20 protein-coding genes are annotated in these 18,901 nt (G+C 60.6%); 12 read left to right on the top strand and 8 right to left on the bottom strand.

Going from position 1 to position 18,901, the window contains the following annotated elements:
* Both A2J01_RS21080 and A2J01_RS21075 read right to left on the bottom strand, forming a co-directional pair.
* Positions 1-495, bottom strand: a 495-nt coding sequence (locus tag A2J01_RS21080) for an ABC transporter permease (RefSeq protein WP_442971572.1), incomplete at its 3' end; no start/stop codon positions are given.
* A 244-nt stretch (positions 496-739) separates the two neighbouring features.
* On the bottom strand, positions 740-1,666 hold the full coding sequence (locus tag A2J01_RS21075) for a class I SAM-dependent methyltransferase (RefSeq protein ID WP_042922313.1): 927 nt from the start codon (positions 1,664-1,666) through the stop codon (positions 740-742).
* Between the two features lie 88 nt (positions 1,667-1,754).
* Between A2J01_RS21075 and A2J01_RS21070 the strand changes: the two genes are divergently transcribed.
* The 4 genes from A2J01_RS21070 (at position 1,755) to A2J01_RS21055 (ending at position 5,159) form a co-directional block, all read left to right on the top strand.
* Positions 1,755-2,600 (top strand): LLM class F420-dependent oxidoreductase, encoded by an 846-nt coding sequence (locus A2J01_RS21070; protein WP_064113505.1) that lies wholly within the window; start codon positions 1,755-1,757, stop codon positions 2,598-2,600.
* A 105-nt stretch (positions 2,601-2,705) separates the two neighbouring features.
* The gene (locus tag A2J01_RS21065; protein ID WP_064113504.1) at positions 2,706-3,278 is read left to right on the top strand and encodes a flavin reductase family protein; all 573 of its coding nucleotides are present in this window, start codon (positions 2,706-2,708) and stop codon (positions 3,276-3,278) included.
* Positions 3,271-3,897, top strand: coding sequence for a superoxide dismutase (locus tag A2J01_RS21060; RefSeq protein ID WP_064113503.1), 627 nt, complete (start codon positions 3,271-3,273; stop codon positions 3,895-3,897). The genes A2J01_RS21065 and A2J01_RS21060 overlap by 8 nt, the downstream gene beginning before the upstream one ends.
* 170 nt (positions 3,898-4,067) lie before the next feature.
* Positions 4,068-5,159: an alpha/beta fold hydrolase gene (locus A2J01_RS21055; protein ID WP_064113502.1), complete on the top strand. Its 1,092-nt coding sequence runs from the start codon at positions 4,068-4,070 to the stop codon at positions 5,157-5,159.
* A 1-nt stretch (position 5,160) separates the two neighbouring features.
* Here the strand turns inward: A2J01_RS21055 and A2J01_RS21050 are convergent, their stop codons facing one another.
* Positions 5,161-6,429 carry a vWA domain-containing protein gene (locus A2J01_RS21050; RefSeq protein WP_064113501.1) on the bottom strand — a complete coding sequence of 423 codons (1,269 nt, stop codon included), beginning with the start codon at positions 6,427-6,429 and terminating at the stop codon, positions 5,161-5,163.
* Positions 6,430-6,603: 174 nt separating this feature from the next.
* On the opposite strand from A2J01_RS21050, the gene A2J01_RS21045 reads away from it, so the two are divergent.
* Positions 6,604-7,566: a sensor domain-containing diguanylate cyclase gene (locus A2J01_RS21045; RefSeq protein WP_064113500.1), complete on the top strand. Its 963-nt coding sequence runs from the start codon at positions 6,604-6,606 to the stop codon at positions 7,564-7,566.
* 94 nt (positions 7,567-7,660) lie between these two features.
* Here A2J01_RS21045 and A2J01_RS21040 read toward each other — a convergent pair whose 3' ends face one another.
* Positions 7,661-8,965, bottom strand: coding sequence for an HNH endonuclease signature motif containing protein (locus A2J01_RS21040; RefSeq protein WP_064113499.1), 1,305 nt, complete (start codon positions 8,963-8,965; stop codon positions 7,661-7,663).
* Between the two features lie 158 nt (positions 8,966-9,123).
* Between A2J01_RS21040 and A2J01_RS21035 the strand changes: the two genes are divergently transcribed.
* From A2J01_RS21035 to A2J01_RS21020, 4 genes are all read left to right on the top strand, one after another.
* The gene (locus tag A2J01_RS21035) at positions 9,124-9,627 is read left to right on the top strand and encodes a MarR family winged helix-turn-helix transcriptional regulator (RefSeq protein WP_047271105.1); all 504 of its coding nucleotides are present in this window, start codon (positions 9,124-9,126) and stop codon (positions 9,625-9,627) included.
* Positions 9,628-9,638: 11 nt separating this feature from the next.
* On the top strand, positions 9,639-10,697 hold the full coding sequence (locus A2J01_RS21030) for an LLM class flavin-dependent oxidoreductase (RefSeq protein WP_064113498.1): 1,059 nt from the start codon (positions 9,639-9,641) through the stop codon (positions 10,695-10,697).
* 8 nt (positions 10,698-10,705) lie between these two features.
* Positions 10,706-11,272, top strand: a complete 567-nt coding sequence (gene msuE / locus A2J01_RS21025) for an FMN reductase (RefSeq protein WP_064113497.1) — start codon at positions 10,706-10,708, stop codon at positions 11,270-11,272.
* A 180-nt stretch (positions 11,273-11,452) separates the two neighbouring features.
* Positions 11,453-11,785, top strand: coding sequence for a CD225/dispanin family protein (locus tag A2J01_RS21020; RefSeq protein WP_007731480.1), 333 nt, complete (start codon positions 11,453-11,455; stop codon positions 11,783-11,785).
* 33 nt (positions 11,786-11,818) lie between these two features.
* Here A2J01_RS21020 and A2J01_RS21015 read toward each other — a convergent pair whose 3' ends face one another.
* The gene (locus tag A2J01_RS21015) at positions 11,819-12,973 is read right to left on the bottom strand and encodes an alpha/beta hydrolase (RefSeq protein ID WP_064113496.1); all 1,155 of its coding nucleotides are present in this window, start codon (positions 12,971-12,973) and stop codon (positions 11,819-11,821) included.
* Positions 12,974-13,011: 38 nt separating this feature from the next.
* On the opposite strand from A2J01_RS21015, the gene A2J01_RS21010 reads away from it, so the two are divergent.
* Positions 13,012-13,470 carry a DUF5990 family protein gene (locus tag A2J01_RS21010; RefSeq protein ID WP_042452701.1) on the top strand — a complete coding sequence of 153 codons (459 nt, stop codon included), beginning with the start codon at positions 13,012-13,014 and terminating at the stop codon, positions 13,468-13,470.
* A 76-nt stretch (positions 13,471-13,546) separates the two neighbouring features.
* Positions 13,547-15,028 carry a flavin-containing monooxygenase gene (locus tag A2J01_RS21005; protein WP_064113495.1) on the top strand — a complete coding sequence of 494 codons (1,482 nt, stop codon included), beginning with the start codon at positions 13,547-13,549 and terminating at the stop codon, positions 15,026-15,028.
* A 523-nt stretch (positions 15,029-15,551) separates the two neighbouring features.
* Here the strand turns inward: A2J01_RS21005 and A2J01_RS21000 are convergent.
* Positions 15,552-16,322 carry an ABC transporter permease gene (locus tag A2J01_RS21000; RefSeq protein ID WP_042452705.1) on the bottom strand — a complete coding sequence of 257 codons (771 nt, stop codon included), beginning with the start codon at positions 16,320-16,322 and terminating at the stop codon, positions 15,552-15,554.
* Between the two features lie 50 nt (positions 16,323-16,372).
* Positions 16,373-16,810 carry a GtrA family protein gene (locus A2J01_RS20995; RefSeq protein WP_064113506.1) on the bottom strand — a complete coding sequence of 146 codons (438 nt, stop codon included), beginning with the start codon at positions 16,808-16,810 and terminating at the stop codon, positions 16,373-16,375.
* Positions 16,811-16,951: 141 nt separating this feature from the next.
* Here A2J01_RS20995 and A2J01_RS20990 point away from each other — a divergent pair, with 141 nt between their 5' ends.
* Positions 16,952-17,659, top strand: coding sequence for a TetR/AcrR family transcriptional regulator (locus A2J01_RS20990; RefSeq protein ID WP_064113494.1), 708 nt, complete (start codon positions 16,952-16,954; stop codon positions 17,657-17,659).
* A 49-nt stretch (positions 17,660-17,708) separates the two neighbouring features.
* Here the strand turns inward: A2J01_RS20990 and A2J01_RS20985 are convergent.
* On the bottom strand, positions 17,709-18,901 hold a 1,193-nt coding region (locus A2J01_RS20985; protein WP_064113493.1), incomplete at its 5' end, for an MFS transporter.

The following is an 18,901-nucleotide window of genomic DNA, read 5'->3' as shown; positions in this document are numbered from 1 at the left end:
AAGAGCAGCGAGCGCCAGCAACGTAATCTTCGGCGCCTCGTCGATTCCCAGCCAGATCACCAGCAGGAAGAAATACGCCAGGGGCGGCAGTGCGCGCAGGAACGTCAACCACGGTTCGAGCAGGCTCCGCAGCCATGTCACCGATCCCATGGCCAAACCGAGGATCACGCCCAATCCGACGCCGATGATCACACCGACCAGCACCCGTCGCAGCGTCATGTAGAGGTGCTCCCAGAGCAGGTAACCCTGGTAGCCGCGCACTCCGTCGTGCGTGGTCATCGTGTTGACGAAGGCATGCCAGACCGTGCTCGGGAACGGCACGAAGGTCTCACTCCAGGTGCCGCTCGCGGCAGCGACCTGCCACAGGGCCAAGAATGCGATCACGGAAAGCACCGGCAGTCCGACAGTGGTCGCACTCGAAGTCCACGGCCGACGCGGCTCACGGTTCGGTTCCGTGACTGATGTTGGTTCTATTGCTTCGACAGGAGTCGACATCGCTGTTCTTCCTCGACGTACGGAAAATTCCGGCACACATGCAGCAACGGGCGCATATGCAGGGGCGAAGGCGCACAGAGCGGCGCCATTCTCACTCAGGAGAGTCGGAAGGAATCAACAGCAACAGCAGTTGGCACCAAGACGGCACAGGTCGACGGCGATGCGTCGTGTCAGTGGCGTCGAGGGCATGGGGGTAATTACTACCTGTGTCTGCAATTACCCGCAAATGCGGGGGAAATAGGCGTCAGTCGGCCAAGCGAACCGACAGCGAATACATGAGCGGGATCTCGGGTCGTCCGGCCGGGACTCCCCAGCGCTTGCCGCCGAGTTCAGCCATCTCCTCGAATCCTTGCCAACCGTTGGCGTACGGGTACTCGTCGAAAGACTCGAGCGTCAATCCGGCGCGCCGCAATGTTCCTAGCACCTCGGAAATGGACCAGTTGAATTCACATGAGGGGAAAGGATTTTCGAAGTTCTCGACTCCTTTTCCCTCAGCGCCTGGCAAGACGAGATCGGCCGAATCTGCCACGTAGTCGCCCACGCCACGGGGTTCGGTCACGGGAGTCCCGCCTCCGTACGGGTATGTCAGCGACCACTTCTCGTCGAAACACATGGCAAACGGATGAAACTCCACCAGAACGAATCGACCGTTCGGCGCGAGAACACCGGCAATCCCCTCGGCCCACTCGTCGAGATCGGGTAACCAGATCACCGTTCCGTACGAAGAAAAGACTCGGTCGAACTTTCTCTGGCCAGCGGCAGCAGCGCGGAGCCACGCAGATACATCGGCACGCTCGAAATCGGCGGCAATTCCGGATTCCGCGGACAAGGTTCGGGCGAAGTCGATCGCGGAATCCGCGATGTCGACGCCGGTCACCGCGGCACCGAGAGCGGCCAAACTCAACGAATCCTGACCGGAATTGCACTGCAGATGAAGAATCGAGGAGCCGTCGATCTCGCCGAGCAGCGCCAGTTCTTCCGGATACAAGGTCGACCCGCCGTTGCGAAAGAACTGTGCCTGGTCTCCTTTGTGACTGTTGTGAGCGACGGTCGCCGCATTCCACGACAACCGATTCATCTCCGCTGCATCCATCACTACTGCATCCACCTCTACTGCATCCACTTCTCGACCCACAACAAGTCCGCCCGAGTTCACCACGTCCCCGGTCACGTCGGCAATCGATTTACTGGGCTGGAAACCTATCCGAACGAAGATGCAACAGGTTACAGTTTTTCGACGGACCATCGAAGGAGAACCAGTGCGCTACGGACTCAGCCTGTTCACCAGTGATCGCGGCATCCGCCCTGCCGATGCAGCAAAGGCTGCGGAGGCGAATGGATTCGACGCCTTCTACGTTCCGGAGCACACTCACATCCCCGTATCGAGGGATTCCGATCACCCCGGAACCCAGTCGGCAGAATTGCCCGACGACCGTTACATGCGCACACTCGACCCCTGGGTTGCCCTCGGCACCGCCGCGTCGGTCACGAGCACCATCCGATTGGGCACCTCGGTGGCACTCCCCCTCGAGCACGATCCGATCACTCTCGCGAAAACCATCGCATCGCTGGACCATCTTTCCGACGGACGCGTGGTTTTCGGGGTCGGATTCGGCTGGAATGCAGAGGAACTCGCCGACCACGGCGTACCGCCCAACAAACGCCGGACCGCACTCCGGGAGTATCTCGAAGCCATGGGTGAACTGTGGTCGAAGGAAGAAGCTTCGTACGACGGCCAATTCGTGAAGTACGGGCCTAGTTGGGCCTGGCCCAAGCCCGTTCAGAAGCCCCGTCCTCCCATCTTGTTGGGCGGCGGCGGCAACGAGAAGACTTTCAAGTGGATCGCAAATTCTGCCGACGGGTGGATCACTACACCCATCGAGCAGGAGATCGACAGAAACGTGGAACTGCTCCGAAAGATCTGGGCCGAAGCAGGTAGAGTCGGCGAGCCTGAAATAACCGTCCTGGCAGGCAAACCCGATTCGGAGAAGCTCGCCCACTGGGAAGACATCGGTGTCACCGAAGCAATGTTCGGCACTCCGGACAAGAGCCCCGAAGAGGTTGTCGGATACATGGAACGCCTGGCAGCCAAGCTCGGACGGTGAGGTCCGCCACAGCATCTTGACCTCAACTGCACTCGAGGTTTTAACGTCGGTATTGCACAAGACAGTGCAACGGCAGCAAAACCCGAGACAGAAGAGGGGCGAGGAGTGACCACAAAACTGGTTGGCACCCAATCTGTTTCGGACGACTCTGTTGATGCGGAGCCGTCCATCCGAAACTCCTTCGTCGAGGCGTTCCGGAACCATCCCGCCGGCGTCTCGATCATCACCGCAACGGGCGATGACGGCCCGGCCGGCATCACGTCGTCGTCGGTGATCTCGATCAGCGCCGATCCTGCAGTTCTGGCGTTTTCACTGCAGTCGTTGCGAGGTTCTGCGAGCGTCATCGCTTCCGCCCGCAGTTTTGTTGTTCACCTGGCAAATTCGGCGAACGAACGACTGGCTTCCACGTTCGCAACCCGGGGCGCCGTGCGCTTCGGCGACGATATGCCCTGGTCGTTTCTCTCGACGGGTGAACCGTTCCTACATGGGACAGGCCACGCCCTGCGTGCGGTTCCCTTGAATGCCACTACATGTGGCGCCGCAGTGATCGTCACTGCACGCGTCGTCGACGTCATCGATCCGCAGCACGTGTCAGCGCCGCTCGTCTATCACGATCGAACCTATCGAAATCTCTCGACTCACAACATTTCCTCAAAGGAAGGCATGTCACATGACTGAATACGTTCTCCCCGAACTGGATTACGACTACGCCGCTCTCGAACCGCACATCTCCGGCGAGATCATGGAACTGCACCACAGCAAGCACCACGCAACGTACGTGGCGGGCGCCAACAGCGCAATCGAGCAGTTGGCTGCTGCGCGCGAAGCCGGCACGATCACCGCGAAGGCGCCGCTGCTCAGCAAGAACCTCGCCTTCCACCTCGGCGGCCACACCAATCACTCCATCTTCTGGAAGAACCTCTCCCCCAACGGCGGTGAGCGGCCAGAGGGAGAGTTGGCAGCCGCAATCGACGAGCACTTCGGCACCTTCGACGCATTCGTCAACCACTTCTCCGCTGTAGCAACCACTTTGCAGGGGTCCGGCTGGGCAGTACTGGCCTACGACACGGTCGGGCAGCGCCTGGTCATCGAGCAACTCACCGACCAGCAAGGCAACATCAGCATCGGTATCGTTCCGTTGCTCATGCTCGACATGTGGGAGCACGCCTTCTACCTGCAGTACAAGAACGTCAAGGCCGACTACGTGAAGGCCTACTGGAACGTCATCAACTGGGAAGACGTTGCACAGCGATACGCGACGGCCACAGCCTCGACCGGCTTGATCGTCCCCGCCTGATCGTCCCCACCCGATCACTGCCATACCACCCCGATCAACCCAGCTCGGCACGGTGGCTCCGTTGCCGAGCTGGGTTTCTGCACCCACGAAGTCGATGTATGTGAAGGCAGGTAACATACACCGAGCGCGGCTGACTCGGCCGTCCGCCGATTCGACTCCGAGGGGAACCAGTGCTCGATATCAGTGGTTTGATCGCGACGTGGCGTCCGACGCTGGACACCGCAGCACGCAATGCATGGGGACTCTCCTTCGGCGACGGTGTCGAGAAGACCGAACGCACCCCGTCCGTACTGATCAGCGAAGGTCCACACCGCGATCTGTATCGCTTCGGCGCATTGTGGAGGCCAAGAGGTAATCCGGTTCTCCTCGTACCGCCCCTCGCGGTTTCAGCCGACTGCTACGACCTTCGTGCGGGCCAAAGCCTCGCCGCACACCTACTGGATGGGGCGAACACGCCCTACCTCCTCGACTACGGGACCATGCGGTACTCCGACCGCGGGATGGGTTTCGAGGCCTGGGTCGACGACATCATCCCCGAAGCGATCCGTACGATCTCGGATCTACACGCCGGCGCACCGGTTTCGCTGATCGGGTGGAGCCTCGGCGGGACCATGTCTCTGCTCACGGGCTCCGCTCACTCCGACCTGCCGATCGCATCGATCACGGCAATCGGAACGCCAATCGATTACACGAAGATTCCCGCTATCAGCCCCTTGAGGCTGATCGGCAAATACACGGGCGACACCCCACTCACGTCCGCGACCAATCTTGTCGGCGGACTACCTGCTCCACTCGTTCAGGCGAGTTACAAGGTGACGGCGTTGCAGCGCGAAGTTCTCAAGCCATGGTTCATCATGCGCAACCTCCACAACACCGAGACACTGGCTCGCATGGAATCGATAGACAAGTTCATGGCAGCCATGCCTGGATACCCTGGCAAGGCTTTTCAGCAGATCTGCGAACAACTCATGCTGGGCAACAATCTCTTCAACGACACCGTCACGCTTGCCGGACGCGAGATCAAACTGTCAGCTCTGAGCGTTCCCGTTCTCGCGGTCGGCGGCACCACTGACGTGATTGCACCAATCGCTTCGGTGGAAGCGATCACGTCGGTCCTCACCGGCGCGCCGTCGGTCCGGTTCGAGAAGGCGCCGGGAAGTCACCTCGGGCTCGTTGCCGGCCCCACCGCGAGAGACTCCACCTGGGCGCACATCGACGAATTCTTGAAAGAGAATGCACCGCAGTTGGTTTCGACCAGCTAAATCACGGCGTTGTGATGCCCGCGGCTACAGCTGCCTTGTGCCAATCCGGGAATTCACTCAGCAAACGGGTGTACAACTGGGCGTCGTCGACGGTGTCGATGTCGTCCAGCGCGAAGAATCCGGCATTGTCGACCACCCTGCCGTCGAGGTCGTCGAGCTTCTCCAGCACTCCGTAGTTGGCCTTGCCGATTCCGACGAACTGCCAAAAGGCCGGGAGCCCAGACGCTTCGCGCATCAATTTCGTGATTTCCTTGCGCTCGCTGAAGCCACCGTCGGTGAAGAACAGGACGAGCGTCGGCGCCGAACCACGTGTCAGGCCGGAAAGAATCTCAGTCATGATCGGCACTTCACGATTTGCGGCGCCGATCTTGTCGTAGTTGAATCCGCCGTGCGAGCCGCGCAAGTGCAGGTAGGTATCCGACCACTCTTCCGCGTCATGGACAGAGATCTCGGGGAGTTTGACGAAGCTGACTGCATACAAGTACGGCTCCAGCTTGCCGTCGTCATCGAGTTGGATCGCAACGGGAATCATGCGTTCGACAACACGATGCACCACTCTGGTGCGGTACTGCTTGGCCATACTTCCGGTTTTGTCGATCACCAGGACCACCCGTGCCCGAATTCCGTTGCCACCCTTCGTCAGCAGGACCTTGGCCACTTCGCGCTTTCGGAGGTCCAGCTTCTCCCGCTTCACCATGGAGAGTTTGGCTTCGTCGGGCACGGTCCGAATGCCGTCTGTCGTTTCAGCAGAGCCGGCGGGTCGAGCCTGCGGTTCCTCGTCGACCGACACTCCGAATGCTGTTACCAGGTCCGCCAATCCGCTGTCCCAGCCAGCTGACACGTTTCGCAGCTTCCAGCCCGCGCCGCGGCGATAGATCTCGACGAGAACCGCTGCCCTCTCACTCGTCAACCCCAAAGCCTGAGCCACGATGGCGGTGGAACCAACCTGCTCCACCACGACACCAAGGCCCCCGACAGCAGACAGGGTTCCGTTTGCCGCCGCATCAAGTGCCACGGCAACACTCAGCTGATGGATGTCAGCGGGCAACCTCGCAATGTCGATTTCGATGACGCCGCCGGACTCCAAGCGCACCGCGCCTTCGGGTGAGACCGGCTGATTGAAGAAGACAAAATCTGCGTCGTCCCGTACTTTGTTCCGTTCGTCGAGCTGGAACACCATCAGGTCTACCGTGCCCGGGGCGCTACCGTTCACCGCCACCTTCAGCGAAGTTCCCTCAACGACTGTGTTCGCTCCACGCGCCAGCTCCATACCGGAAGATTAGCTGGCCACCAAAGAATCCACGGCCCCGCGGTCGGAAGAATCACAGCACACTTTCAGCAATCGCGAGGATTCTCGAGGCAGACTGTTCGTGGAAGATTTGTCGCACGCGGGACCAAGAGCCTGAACATCGACAGAATCCTAGGGTCGATCAGGAGGTCAAAAATGCCGCACGGCCAGGCGCGCACCATCCCGATGTTGCCACTCTTGCCACCTCTGACGAATTTCGACGACGCAAGTCGCTCGGTCGTGTCCTACCTCGACGAATATCTTCCGCTGGCACTGTGGTCGATCACGCGGTTCGACGGGTCCAATCAAATCTTTCTCACCGTCTCACCCAACCCACTTCACATCGAAGTCGGCGAGACCCGGGCTTGGCCAAACACCATGTGCAGCGAGGTGGTACTCGGAAATGCGCCGCCAGTCTCATCGAATCGCGCGCTCGTGCGCGCACTGTCCCGCGATGGCAGGTGGGAAGGCATTGGCGCATACGTCAGCATCCCAATCCTCCACAACGACGGCAGTCTCTTCGGCACTCTGTGTGGCGCCGACCCGAGTGCGGGCGACTCCGCACTCGAGGACAACCTAGCCCTCCTCAATCTCCTGTGCCGACTTCTCGGAACCATTCTCGATGTCGACTATCAGCGCGCGCAGTCAGTCCGACTGGCCGAAACTGCGCAACTCGATGCCGAGACCGACCCGTTGACAGGTCTTCTCAATCGGCGCGGGTGGAATCGCATCCTCGAGGCCGAGCAAACTCGGTACCGCCAATTCGCCGATCCGGGAGCTATCATCATCGTCGATCTGGACGACATGAAGACCATCAACGACGAACTCGGCCACGCCGCGGGCGACGAATACGTTCAAAGGGCCGGCAAGATCTTGGCAGCGTGCGCGCACCCTGGTGCGGTGGTTTCACGGTTGGGCGGAGACGAGTTCGGAATCGCTCTGCCCGATACACAGCCGCGCGCCGTCGACTACCTGCTCGAGTGTTTGGAGAAGGCGTTCCGGAATGCCGACGTCTATTGTTCGATCGGTCGAGCCGACTTTTCCATGACCCAAAGCCTTTCCGAGACTTGGGATACGGCCGATGCGGAGATGTACCGCCACAAGCGTTCGAAGCGCTGATTAGCCTCCCCCACGGCCTGTTGGCACCGCATCGAGGTCTCCTTCGATGCGGTGCTCGGTCCGTGTTCTGTTGTCGCCAAAGAGGTTTGACCTCTCAGGTTTTGAAGGTGGTGTTCGCCGGCCTGGGTTGCTGCCCGGGGTCGATCGAGGGTGGCGGGATGAACCAGGGTTTGTTGTCGGCGCCGATGCGGATTTTCCATTTCCCGACGAACCCGGATTTGCGGTGCATCAGCCGGTGATGTGAACGGCACAGCAGGACCAGGTTGTTCATCACCGTCGGGCCACCGTTGGCCCAGTGCTTAATGTGGTGCGCATCGGTCCAGGCGGGTACGCATGTGCAGCCGGGGAAGGCGCAGCCCTTGTCTCGGGCGATCAACGCGACGCGTTGATCGGCGGTGACCAACCTCTTTCCTGGTTTCGCATCGAGCGGTGCGCCGTGATCGTCGAGCAGGACGGTGGAGAGGAAGCAGTCGCAGCCGAGGAGTCTGGTCTGTGACACGGACAGTGGTCCGAGCCAGGGCATGTGCCCGACATCGAGATCCGATACAGCCATTCCGTCATCAGAAGTGGAGGGTGTTGCGGCGCAGTCCCGGTGCTCCGCCAGATCGCGAGCGTTGATGTGCACGTTCACGTGCGGACGCTGACCACCATCGGTGCCGGTCTTGGCGCAATCGAGATAGCGGCGGATCAGTTCGGTGAACCCGTCGGCCGTGCGTTTCGCCGCCGACCGGGCATCGGGGGTTCCGTCCGGTGCCGGGGTGGGCATCGTCAGATTCGACAACGCAGACAACAGCATTTCGCCGGTGAGGGCGTCGAAATCACCGCGCATCACCACTCGACCGTTCAATGTCGACGCGATCCGCAACTCGTTCCGGTCGACGTCTTCGGCGGGTGGAATCTCATCCGATTCGAACAACCGCTCCAAGGTCGCGATCACGTTCCGCACCTTCGTGGTCGTGGACTCGACACCGGATGCAGCAGCCAACAGTAGGTCGATGCACTTCGGTAGCGCCTCCTCCGGCATGCCTTTCGGTGGTGATTCGCAGAACGCCACGATCAACACGGCATGCTCGAACGAGCAATCCCCGCCATCGAACCGAGCAGCCACCGCAGGAAACGGCCGCAAAGCCGCACCCAATGCGGCGATCTTCTTCCCGTCCCGAACCTGCAGCATCGTGTTGGCCGCCAACCACGAACCGACCCCGCGGCTGGCGATCACCTGATCATCCGGGCGCATCGAGAGTTCGTCGACCACCGCCACTCGAACGGCTTCCAGGCGCAGAATCTCCGCACTCGCCGACACCGCAGCAGCGCGCAACTCGGCAGCAGGTAACTGCCACAGACGTCCGCGTAACCCCACCGCAGAACCCGAAACCACGTCCGACAACAAGACACTCATTGAATCCCCCGATCCCCTCCCCAAATCATACTCGAACATGCGTTCGAGTCAATACCTCGCTACCAGCGCAAATAAGAGCAGGGAATAGTTCGACCGTCGCACGCGTATTATTTGAGTAAGCAATACTTGCGGTCGCAAATAAATGGAGGGCGTCACCGATGACAACTGATGAACACGTACGTGGTCGTGTGTGGCGCGACCTCGTCGTCTCCCACAGCGTCATCCTCGGCAAGATGGAGGCGGACCTTCGAACCACCACCGGGCTCACCCTTGGCCAGTACGACGTTCTGCTCCGACTGCACGAAGCTCCGGGAAACACGATCCGAATGGGCGATCTGGCCGAACTGGTCCTGGTCACCACCAGTGGCGTGACGCGCGTCGTCGATCGATTGGTCGAGGCCGGATTAGTGGAGCGTGTTAGACCGGACAACGATCGACGCGTCGTGACGGTATCGATGACGCCTGCGGGCAAGAAGACGCTTCGAAAAGCGTCCGCCATACACACGCGAGGGATCGCCGAATACTTCTCCGATCTCATTGAAACCGAGGAGCTTCCGGTACTCGAACGCTTCTTCTTCCGACTTGCCACACATCACACGAATCAAGGCGGCGCATGCGATGCGCACGTAGAACAACTCTCCATCACCCCCACGAACAGATAGCGAGAAACAACATGGCTTTCGAATTGGGCGTCTACCATTTCGGTGAACTCACCCCAGATCCCACTACCGGCGCGATGATGAATCCCGGTGTCCACCTTCGTCATTTGGTGGAGCAGGCAACCGTTGCCGATCAGGTTGGACTCGATGCCTTCGGCGTCGGCGAGCACCATCGCACCGACTTCGCAGTCTCAGCCCCTGCCGTTGTGCTCGCGGCAATGGCTCAGGCTACCGACAACATCAAGCTGTCCAGCGCCGTAACCGTACTCAGTTCCGATGATCCCGTACGTGTGTTCCAACAGTTCGCGACAGTCGACCTGCTTTCCGAAGGTCGTGCCGAGATCATTGCCGGCCGAGGTTCGTACACGGAGTCATTTCCGCTCTTCGGGTACGACTTGTCCCAGTACAACGAACTCTTCGCCGAAAAGCTTGATCTACTACTGAAACTGCGCGACGAGAACCCGATCAACTGGGAAGGACAACTTCGCCCACCACTGATCGACGGTGACGTGACGCCCCGCCCGGACCGTCAGATTCCGGTGTGGATCGCAGTCGGAGGTACTCCGGCCTCTGTCGTCCGTGCCGCGAAACTGGGCCTGCCCCTCTCACTGGCCATCATCGGTGGAAGTTACCAACAGTTCGAACCGTTCGTCGATCTGTACCGCAGGGCTGCAGCGGAGTTCGGACACGATCCGAAGAAACTGGCTGTCTCGATTGCTTCGCCAGGATTTGTCGATACCTCGAAGCAAACAGCACTCGACACGTCGTACCCGTACTTCCAGGCCGGGTGGATGCAGAATCATCATCAGCGCGGAAACGGAGTTCCCATGCCGCGCAGGGCATATGAAGCGCAGGCAACCACCGCGGGTGCGTTCTTCCTCGGCGGCCCGCAGGAAATCATCGACAAGACGATGGCGCAGTACGAACTGTTCCATCATGACCGCATCATGATCCAGATGGGGTTCGGCAACGTGCCACAGAAGGACATGCTGCGTGCGATCGAGATCCTCGGCACCGAAGTAGCCCCCGTTGTGCGTAAGGAAATCGAATCACTGAAGTCGTCCCAAGAATAGGAGTTTCGATGAGCACACCGCTCAAAATTGTTGCCGTTGTCGGCAACCTCCAAAAACCCTCCAAGACTCGTGCCCTCGTCGACCTGATCGTCGAAACCTTGGGAGACTTCGAGCAGATCGACACACGAGTTTTCGAGATCGTGGATCTGATTCCAGGTCTTGCATCTGCTCTGGATCGCGATCACGTCGACTCAGTGACCGCCGACGCGCTGGCAGCAGTCGAGTCCGCCGATATCATCATCGCGGCGTCACCGGTGTTCCGCGGTTCGTACACGGGAATGTTCAAGCATTTTTTCGATCTCGTCGACCAGTACGCGCTTGCCAACACTCCGGTGATTCTTGCCGCTACAGGTGGTAGCGACCGCCATGCTCTCGTGTTGGATCATGCCCTGCGGCCACTGTTCGCTTTCTTCCAAGCGCTGACCGCTCCGGTCGGAATCTATCTCAGCTCAGGTGATTTCGACGGAACGACCATCCTCAATCCCGAGGTATTCGAACGTATCGAGATGGCAGCAAAGGACGTCCTGCCGGTAGCCAGGATGCTCGCGGAGCGGCATCGAGTTGCGCTGACGTGAACGCCCCTCGTCTGCACAACAATGACCCGGAACCACCACCAGCGGTCCCGACTGGCAATGCGGCTGATCCAGCACACTTACGCCGCTGATCCACATCGCATCACCGAACACCGTTTTTCAGTGATTCTTCAGCTCCATCGCAGTAGCGTCGAAAGGGCCACCTCATGTCAGGAGCCCCCCATGACCACCCCGGATCAACCCACTGTCCAGCAATCCGTTCCTCAGCACCCGATTCGACCACCCGTCAATGCGGGCTGGGCAGTGGTCTCGCTGCTGTTCTTCTGGCCGCTTTCCTTCTCCGCTTTCACGCACGCCTTCAACGTGTATCCGCTGTGGGCTGACGGCGATGTGGCCGGGTCGCGGTATGCGTCCGATCGAGTGAAACGGCTCGGTCAGATCTCGCTGTGGATCGCAGGCGGCCTACTACTCCTGGTCTGCATCCTGTACGCGATTGCGGCAATCGTGTGGTTCGCCAACGGTGGCCACGATTACGGTCCGCGGCGTATGCGCTGAACAGCCACCCTGGACAACCACACCACCAGGACATCACCTCATCAATCGATCGACGAACTCCATGGTCTGGTCCATCGAAGCGACCGTCGTTTGACCGTGGCTGATTCCGGCGAGTTCTTGATACTCGAACTGCGTTCCCCGCGAACGCATGTCGACCAGTTGCGCCCAGGTAAGGGCGACAGGAACCGTTGTGTCCGACACGCTCTGCACCACGCGCAGTGGACGGTCGTAGCCGTCGACCGGCACCTGCATCATCTCGCGGAACAGGTCGTACATGCGCGGCGTCCATACTGACCGAGAAAACAACGAGCTCAACTGGATTCGTTCGGCTCGAATGTGTCGGCCGAGATCTCCGGCGCACAGTGTCCGAGCCTTTTCCATCCACTCGATCCCCTGCGGCGAGAGAACCTCGCGAATGTTCTCTTCGGGTCGTTGATCGTCGATCCCAGCCAGGACGTACAGCGCATATCCCACCAGCCCGGTGATACCGATGTCGGGAAACAGCGGGCCGCCCAACGGAAACAGCCCTTCCATGTGTGTGGGGCCTGCGACGACAACCGAGCCACGGAAATCCAATTCCGGCGCACGAGTGGTGGCATCGTGTCCCGCGAAGTACGCCGCATGACCACCTTCGGACAAACCCGCGACCATCCACCGCGGACTCAGCACATTGCCGTACAACTCGTGCGCGGCCCGCACGATGTCGACGGCATTCGCGCCGGCGGCATGTCCGTCGAGATAGGCCAGCACCCCGTCGGTACCAACTCCCGAGTAGTCGGTAGCGCCCACCGCGTCCCCCTGCTCCAACCAGCGTTCGATCGGTTCGATCTCGCCCGGACCGAATCCGGTCGACGAGGGTGCACACTGATCCGCACTGCCCAAAGTTCCGTGGGCATAGGAGATGACGGGCCAACCGCCCGCCGGTGGGGCGCCTTCCGGCAGAAACACGGACCCTGACGACTCTCCCCATCTGTCAGCGGTACGCAGAGTTCGATAAACGACCCGCTGCGTCTCACCGGCGCCGACTGGAAACACTGCGGCCGAGAGTTCGCCATAGGACTCCAGCGCGCCCGCGACTTCCGGTTCGTCCGCCGTCGCCACTGCAACACCTGACCCCCACCCGAGACCCGACAACAGAATGCTCGCCACCACGGCCGCAACAGAGGTTCTACCCGAACGACTCACCACGCCAACCCCTCCCGACCTATGCAGAGCATGATGTCGATATGCAGATCATCATCACCGGTCACAGCCTGCCCGGACGTGAGTGTTCCGAAACCGCAACCTTCGAAGAGCGCAGCAACATCCACGTCGGCGTTCAGCGCCGAGGCAAGCCACACGAAATCCTCGACCTCGTACCGGGAGATACCGAGACAGTGCGATGGGAACTGACAGCGAGTCTGGAGCGAAAGTCCGGTGCCTGGGACTTACTCGGTCCATACATCCAGGGTCCACCTCGCGGACGCTTCATCTACCTGTCCTGGGTGACGGTATCCGATGACCAGACGTTCGAGATGTTTCGGCGCGCAAAGCTGATGCTCGACGCGATCCCCGAGCACATCGCCGAGGAGGCCGACGCTTCCGGCATGCTCCACGGAGACCTCGGCCTCACCGACGCCGCAGGTAAACCACTGTGTGCGGCTATCCGACCGCCGACGATCACATGGTCATCCTCGCCTTACTGAGCATCGTTCAGTAGTGTGGAGATCGAACACTTAGTCTGCCCGGTGGCCCCACACGATCGATACGGAGTCCGAACTGATGAGCACCGAACACCTCGATGTCCTGATCGTCGGCGCCGGCTTGTCCGGCATCGGTGCTGCGTATCGACTCCAGACCGAGCTTCCCGGCAAGTCGTACGCAATCCTCGAGGCCCGTGCGAACAGTGGCGGAACCTGGGACCTCTTCAAATACCCTGGCATCCGATCGGATTCCGACATGTTCACGCTCGGCTACCCGTTTCGGCCGTGGACAGATGCCAAAGCAATCGCCGACGGTGATTCGATCCTCCGGTACGTGCGCGACACCGCGCGAGAGAACGGGATCGACAAGAAGATTCGGTACAACCGGAAGGTGACGGCCGCATCATGGTCGTCGGCGGACTCGACGTGGTCAGTCACGGTCACGACCGGCGACGAAGACGAAACATTGACCTGCAATTTCCTCTATCTCTGCAGCGGTTACTACAGCTACGAGGGCGGATACACCCCCGACTTCCCCGGACGTGAATCGTTTGCCGGCGAGGTTGCGCACCCGCAGTTCTGGCCCGAAGAACTCGATTACTCCGACAAGAAGGTCGTTGTGATCGGAAGCGGCGCCACCGCAGTCACTTTGGTCCCCACGATGTCACGGGACGCAAGCCACGTCACGATGCTCCAGCGATCACCGACATACATTCTGGCTCTGCCGTCCAGCGACAAATTATCGGACACCATTCGCGCAGTACTGCCGAATCAACTCGCGCACAGCATCGCTCGATGGAAGAGCATCGTAGTGAACCTGAGTTTCTACCAACTGTGCCGGCGCAGTCCGGCGCGTGCAAAGCGGTTGCTGAACCTCGCGATCAGTCGCCAACTCCCGGAAGAGATCCCACTCGATCCTCACTTCACACCCACCTACGATCCCTGGGATCAACGCTTGTGCGTCGTACCGGACGGCGATTTGTTCAAAGCCCTCCGATCGGGCAAGGCCTCGATCGAGACCGATCGCATCGACACTTTCACCGAGACCGGAATTCGTCTCGCGTCAGGTCGCGAACTCGAAGCTGACATCATCGTCACTGCAACAGGATTGAAGATGGAAGCGTGCGGCGGGATGTCGATCGAAGTGGACGGCGAACCCGTCACCCTCGGTGATCGTTACGTCTACAAGGGCATGATGATCAGCGACGTACCGAACTTCGCGATGTGCGTCGGCTACACCAACGCCTCGTGGACTCTGCGAGCAGATCTCACGTCGATGTACGTCTGCCGACTGCTGACGGAGATGGACAAGCGCGGCTATTCGAAGTGCGTGCCGCACGCGAGCGAAGAGATGGACCAGCGGCCGATCCTGGACCTGGCGTCGGGGTACGTCATGCGTGCTGTGGAACAGTTCCCGAAGCAGGGATCGAAGTCACCGTGGAACATGCGTCAGAACTACATCCTTGATCGTCTTCACTCGACGTTCGGGAGCATCAACGACCACATGACGTTCTCGAAGGCGCCAGCTCGACATTCGACACCGGTACCGAGCAAGAGTTGAGCGGACCACGAACAACCAGGTAGAGCAATCGGGCGAAGCCACCAATCGATCCGACGACAAAGAACACACCCGAACCTGCGACTACTGCACAGAGCGCACCGAGAACGATGATCGCCGACGCCTCTACCATTCGACCGGCGGACTCCGATCCGAGAACGTGTATTTCATCAACTCCTTCGTCCATAAAACTATTTTCAGCCAACCGTCCAGCCGGTTTGTAGGGACTTTAGTCGCGAGTCGGATCAAAATGGACTCATAATTGCAGGTCAAGCGTTCAGTTGGCCATTCCGGCCGGATGATCTCCAGTCCGTTCCGTTGTGATGGTCGGCAACAGAGTGCTGGTCGAATACATGGACGATTCACGAATCGACACGGTCGTATCAAATCTCCGTGCCTCTCCACCCACTCTTACGCAGGGTGTGGCCCAGCAGCGTGACCACCAGTGAAAACATCGGCAGGGCAATGATCACCCTCGCGGCAAACACCCCCGATCTTCCCGGCCGCGTCCTTCGCAGCGACAAGATCAACGAACTCGCGCAGGCCTGACAGCTTGACCTCGAAAGACGAAACCGCGGGCGACGAGTTCCAACGCCACGGCCACCGAGCAGGTTTGTGCCAACAACAACCCTGCCAATACAAGAATTTGCACAGCACCGGCCTGAACGGCCGATCCCGTCGCGAGCAACACACCGACAAAGGCTCCGGGCAATGTCACGAGGCCGACGGTGCGCGTCTGGTCGACTCCAGGCAGCAGAGCATCGGAGGCAGCGGTGCGGGCTACCTCCCACCGCGCATCTCGTTGGGAAAATCCAAGGCTCAGTGCTGCTTCCACTTCCCCGTACCGGTCGTCGACGGCGTCGAGTCCGCGTTTGGCTGCCATCGATGTTGCAGTCATCGCGCCACCCAGAACAATGCCGCCGATCGGCACCAGAGCGACGCCTTGCAGCGGAACCACTCCGGACAGCAGCATCAGTGGCAGAACCACACCGATTCCCGACGCCAACGCGATGGTCAGCCAAACTCCGGACGTCCCCGCGTTCGAGCGGCGTGCCGCGGTGAAAGACGCTGCAACGAACATGCCGACGAGCACGAGGAGCGCCGACCAGATGTGGGCCAAGGCGGCGGCAAGGATCAACGAAATCGCAGCCAACTGAAGAGCGCCACGAGCGAGGGCACCGGGGACCACCCGAACGCTACCGAGATAGGTGAATCGGTAGACGAGCGTGGCGACAAGTGCCATGACGATGCAGAGCACAGCCAGACGGATGCCGGAGTCGGCTATCGAAAGGCTCATGGGTCTCAGTGTTCCCTACGAGCCGAGTCCGATCCGAATTCGAGAACCGCTCAGAACACCCAACCGCGAAGGGCGACGAATCGCAGGCCACCGACAATTCCGCTCACGGCGATCACAAGCCCGGCTTGAAGAAGCCCGTCGGCGCCCGGGAGAAGGAAGCCGAGCGCACTGATGGCGGCAGAACTGGCGATCAACCCGACCAGTGCGAGTCCACCGCCTTCCCACTGCGCGGTGAACCAGTTGACGCGATCCGCGGCGTGGAAGGTGAGCCGGCGATGCAGCTCATTGGCCAGAATGGTGCTCAAGACCGCACCAACCGCGTTGGCGACCAGCGCTCCGTCACTGCGCAGCGCCAGAAAAGCGGCAAAGTACAAGATGTTGCTGGCTCCGCCGACGAGGGCAAAACGAACGAGCTGAGCAAAGGCGCCGTCGCCGGCAAGGGCGCGAAGCCTCGTTGCCGCGAAACCTGCACTCCGCGTACCCACCATCGAGATCGGATTGCTCCCGACCCAGATGTCAGACGTGCTCATATCGGCTTCTCTCATACGGACAATCGGAACCACACGTTCCGCTTAGCAATATAGCACTAACGGAATCGATCATTCCGCTTAGTGCCGTAGACTGTGAGGATGCCGACAACACACCCCGAGGCTTCTCATGCGGGGACCTCGGCCGACTGCTCACAGCCGCGCCTTCGGTCCGACGCCAAGGCCAACCTCGAGCGCATCCTCAACTCCGCTCGAGAGGTGTTCGCTGCCCAAGGACTCGACGCCACGCTGGCGGACGTCGCGAAGCACGCCGGCGTCGGCGTCGGCACCGTCTATCGCCGGTTCGCCAGCAAGGACGAACTGATCCAGGCACTGTTCGACACGCGGTGTTCCGAGATCGAAACGATCGCCGCCACCGCCCGAGAGATGCCCGACGCCTGGGAAGGTCTTGTCTACTTTCTCGACGTGATCTCTCTGCGCATGGCAGACAACCGCGGATTCGGCGATCTCCTGATGGACGGACGCTTCACGTCCGACACCTTCGCTCGCGCGCGCGCCGGGATCGCTCGACACACTGCGGTACTTGTCAATCGCGCCAAGGAACAGGGCACCCTGCGCAGCGACTTCGAAGTCAACGACATTCCGCTTCTCATGCAGGTCGTCAAGATGGCCCAGAAGTTCGGTGGCGACGAGGCCCCTCAGGCTTACCGCCGCGCACTCGGGTTCATGATCGACGGACTCTGCGCGTCCCGCACCGACCATCGGGAACTGCCCGTGCCGGCGCTGTCCTCCGAGCAACTCGATCACGTCCTTCATCGGTTTCAGGCAACGCCCGGGAAGAACTGCTGAGTCGATTTCGGGGTCGACGCCATTGCGGCGTCGACCCCGAAATTTGCTGTCAGTGGGCGATTACCGGTTCACCTTCCGGCGAATCCGGAAGCAGTCCACTCCGAAGAACCAGTCCGGTCAAGACCGCACCGACCGCGAATATGCCTGCGGCCCAATAGAACGTCGTGGTGTAACTCTCGACGGCGGACTGCGCCTGAGTCAGCGGATTCATCTCGCGGCCCACCAGGTAGTTGGTGGAAGCCGAGGCGGCAATCGTGCTGAGCAGTGCAGTTCCGATCGAGCCGCCCACCTGCTGCATCGTGTTGACCGTGGCAGATGCGACGCCGGCATCTTCGTGATGCACGCCTGAAGTTGCTCCCTGCATCGACGGGGCGAAAATGCTGCCCATGCCGAGTCCGGTGACGACGAGCCCCGGCAGAATGTGTACTGTATAGGTGCTGTCCACGGAAATCTGGGCCAGCAGCGTCATTCCGATCGCCGCGATGACCATTCCGCTCACGATCAGCACTCGCGGACCGACGCGCGGCAGCAAAACCGCTGTCGAAAGCGTTGCCGCTGTCACGATTCCGAACACCATCGGCATGAATGCGAGGCCGGTCATGATCGGGCTGTACCCGAGGATCAGCTGCATGTAGTACGTCAGGAACAGGAAGACTGCGAACATGCCTGCGCCGGAAAGGAAGATCGCCAGGTACGAGCCAGCCCGGATTCGGTCGAGGACCACCCGCAGCGGAAGAAGTGGGTGCTCGGACTTGGTCTGCCAGTAGATGAACGCCGCCATGAACACGACGCCGGCAACGAGCCACGAGATAGTGGGAGTTGCACTCCACCCGTCCGACTCGGCCTTCGAGAATCCGAAGACGATGCTGAACAAGCTGATCGACACCAGGATCGTTCCGGGGATGTCGAGTTTGGGTCGCGAGTCACTGGTGTGCGGCGCGAGCAACAGGACTGCTCCGACCAGGGCGATCGCCGCGAAGAAGAGATTTACGAAGAGGCACCAGCGCCAGTCGACCCACTCGGTGAGTGCGCCGCCGAGCAGCAGTCCGATGGCGCCACCACCGCCGGCAACGGCACCGAAGATACCGAACGCCTTGGCACGCTCACCTGGATCCGTGAATGTCACGGACAGCAGCGACAGGGCTGCCGGGGCAAGGAGCGCACCGAATACGCCTTGGCCGGCACGAGCGGCAACAAGCATTTCGAAGTTGACGGCTGCGCCACCGATGGCGGAAGCGACTG

Origin of the sequence: Rhodococcus sp. EPR-134 (assembly GCF_001647205.1) — a bacterium.
Classification (GTDB): Bacteria; Actinomycetota; Actinomycetes; order Mycobacteriales; family Mycobacteriaceae; genus Rhodococcus_F; species Rhodococcus_F qingshengii.
Note: the sequence above shows the minus strand (reverse complement) of the source record. Positions and strands in the feature narration are given on the sequence as shown.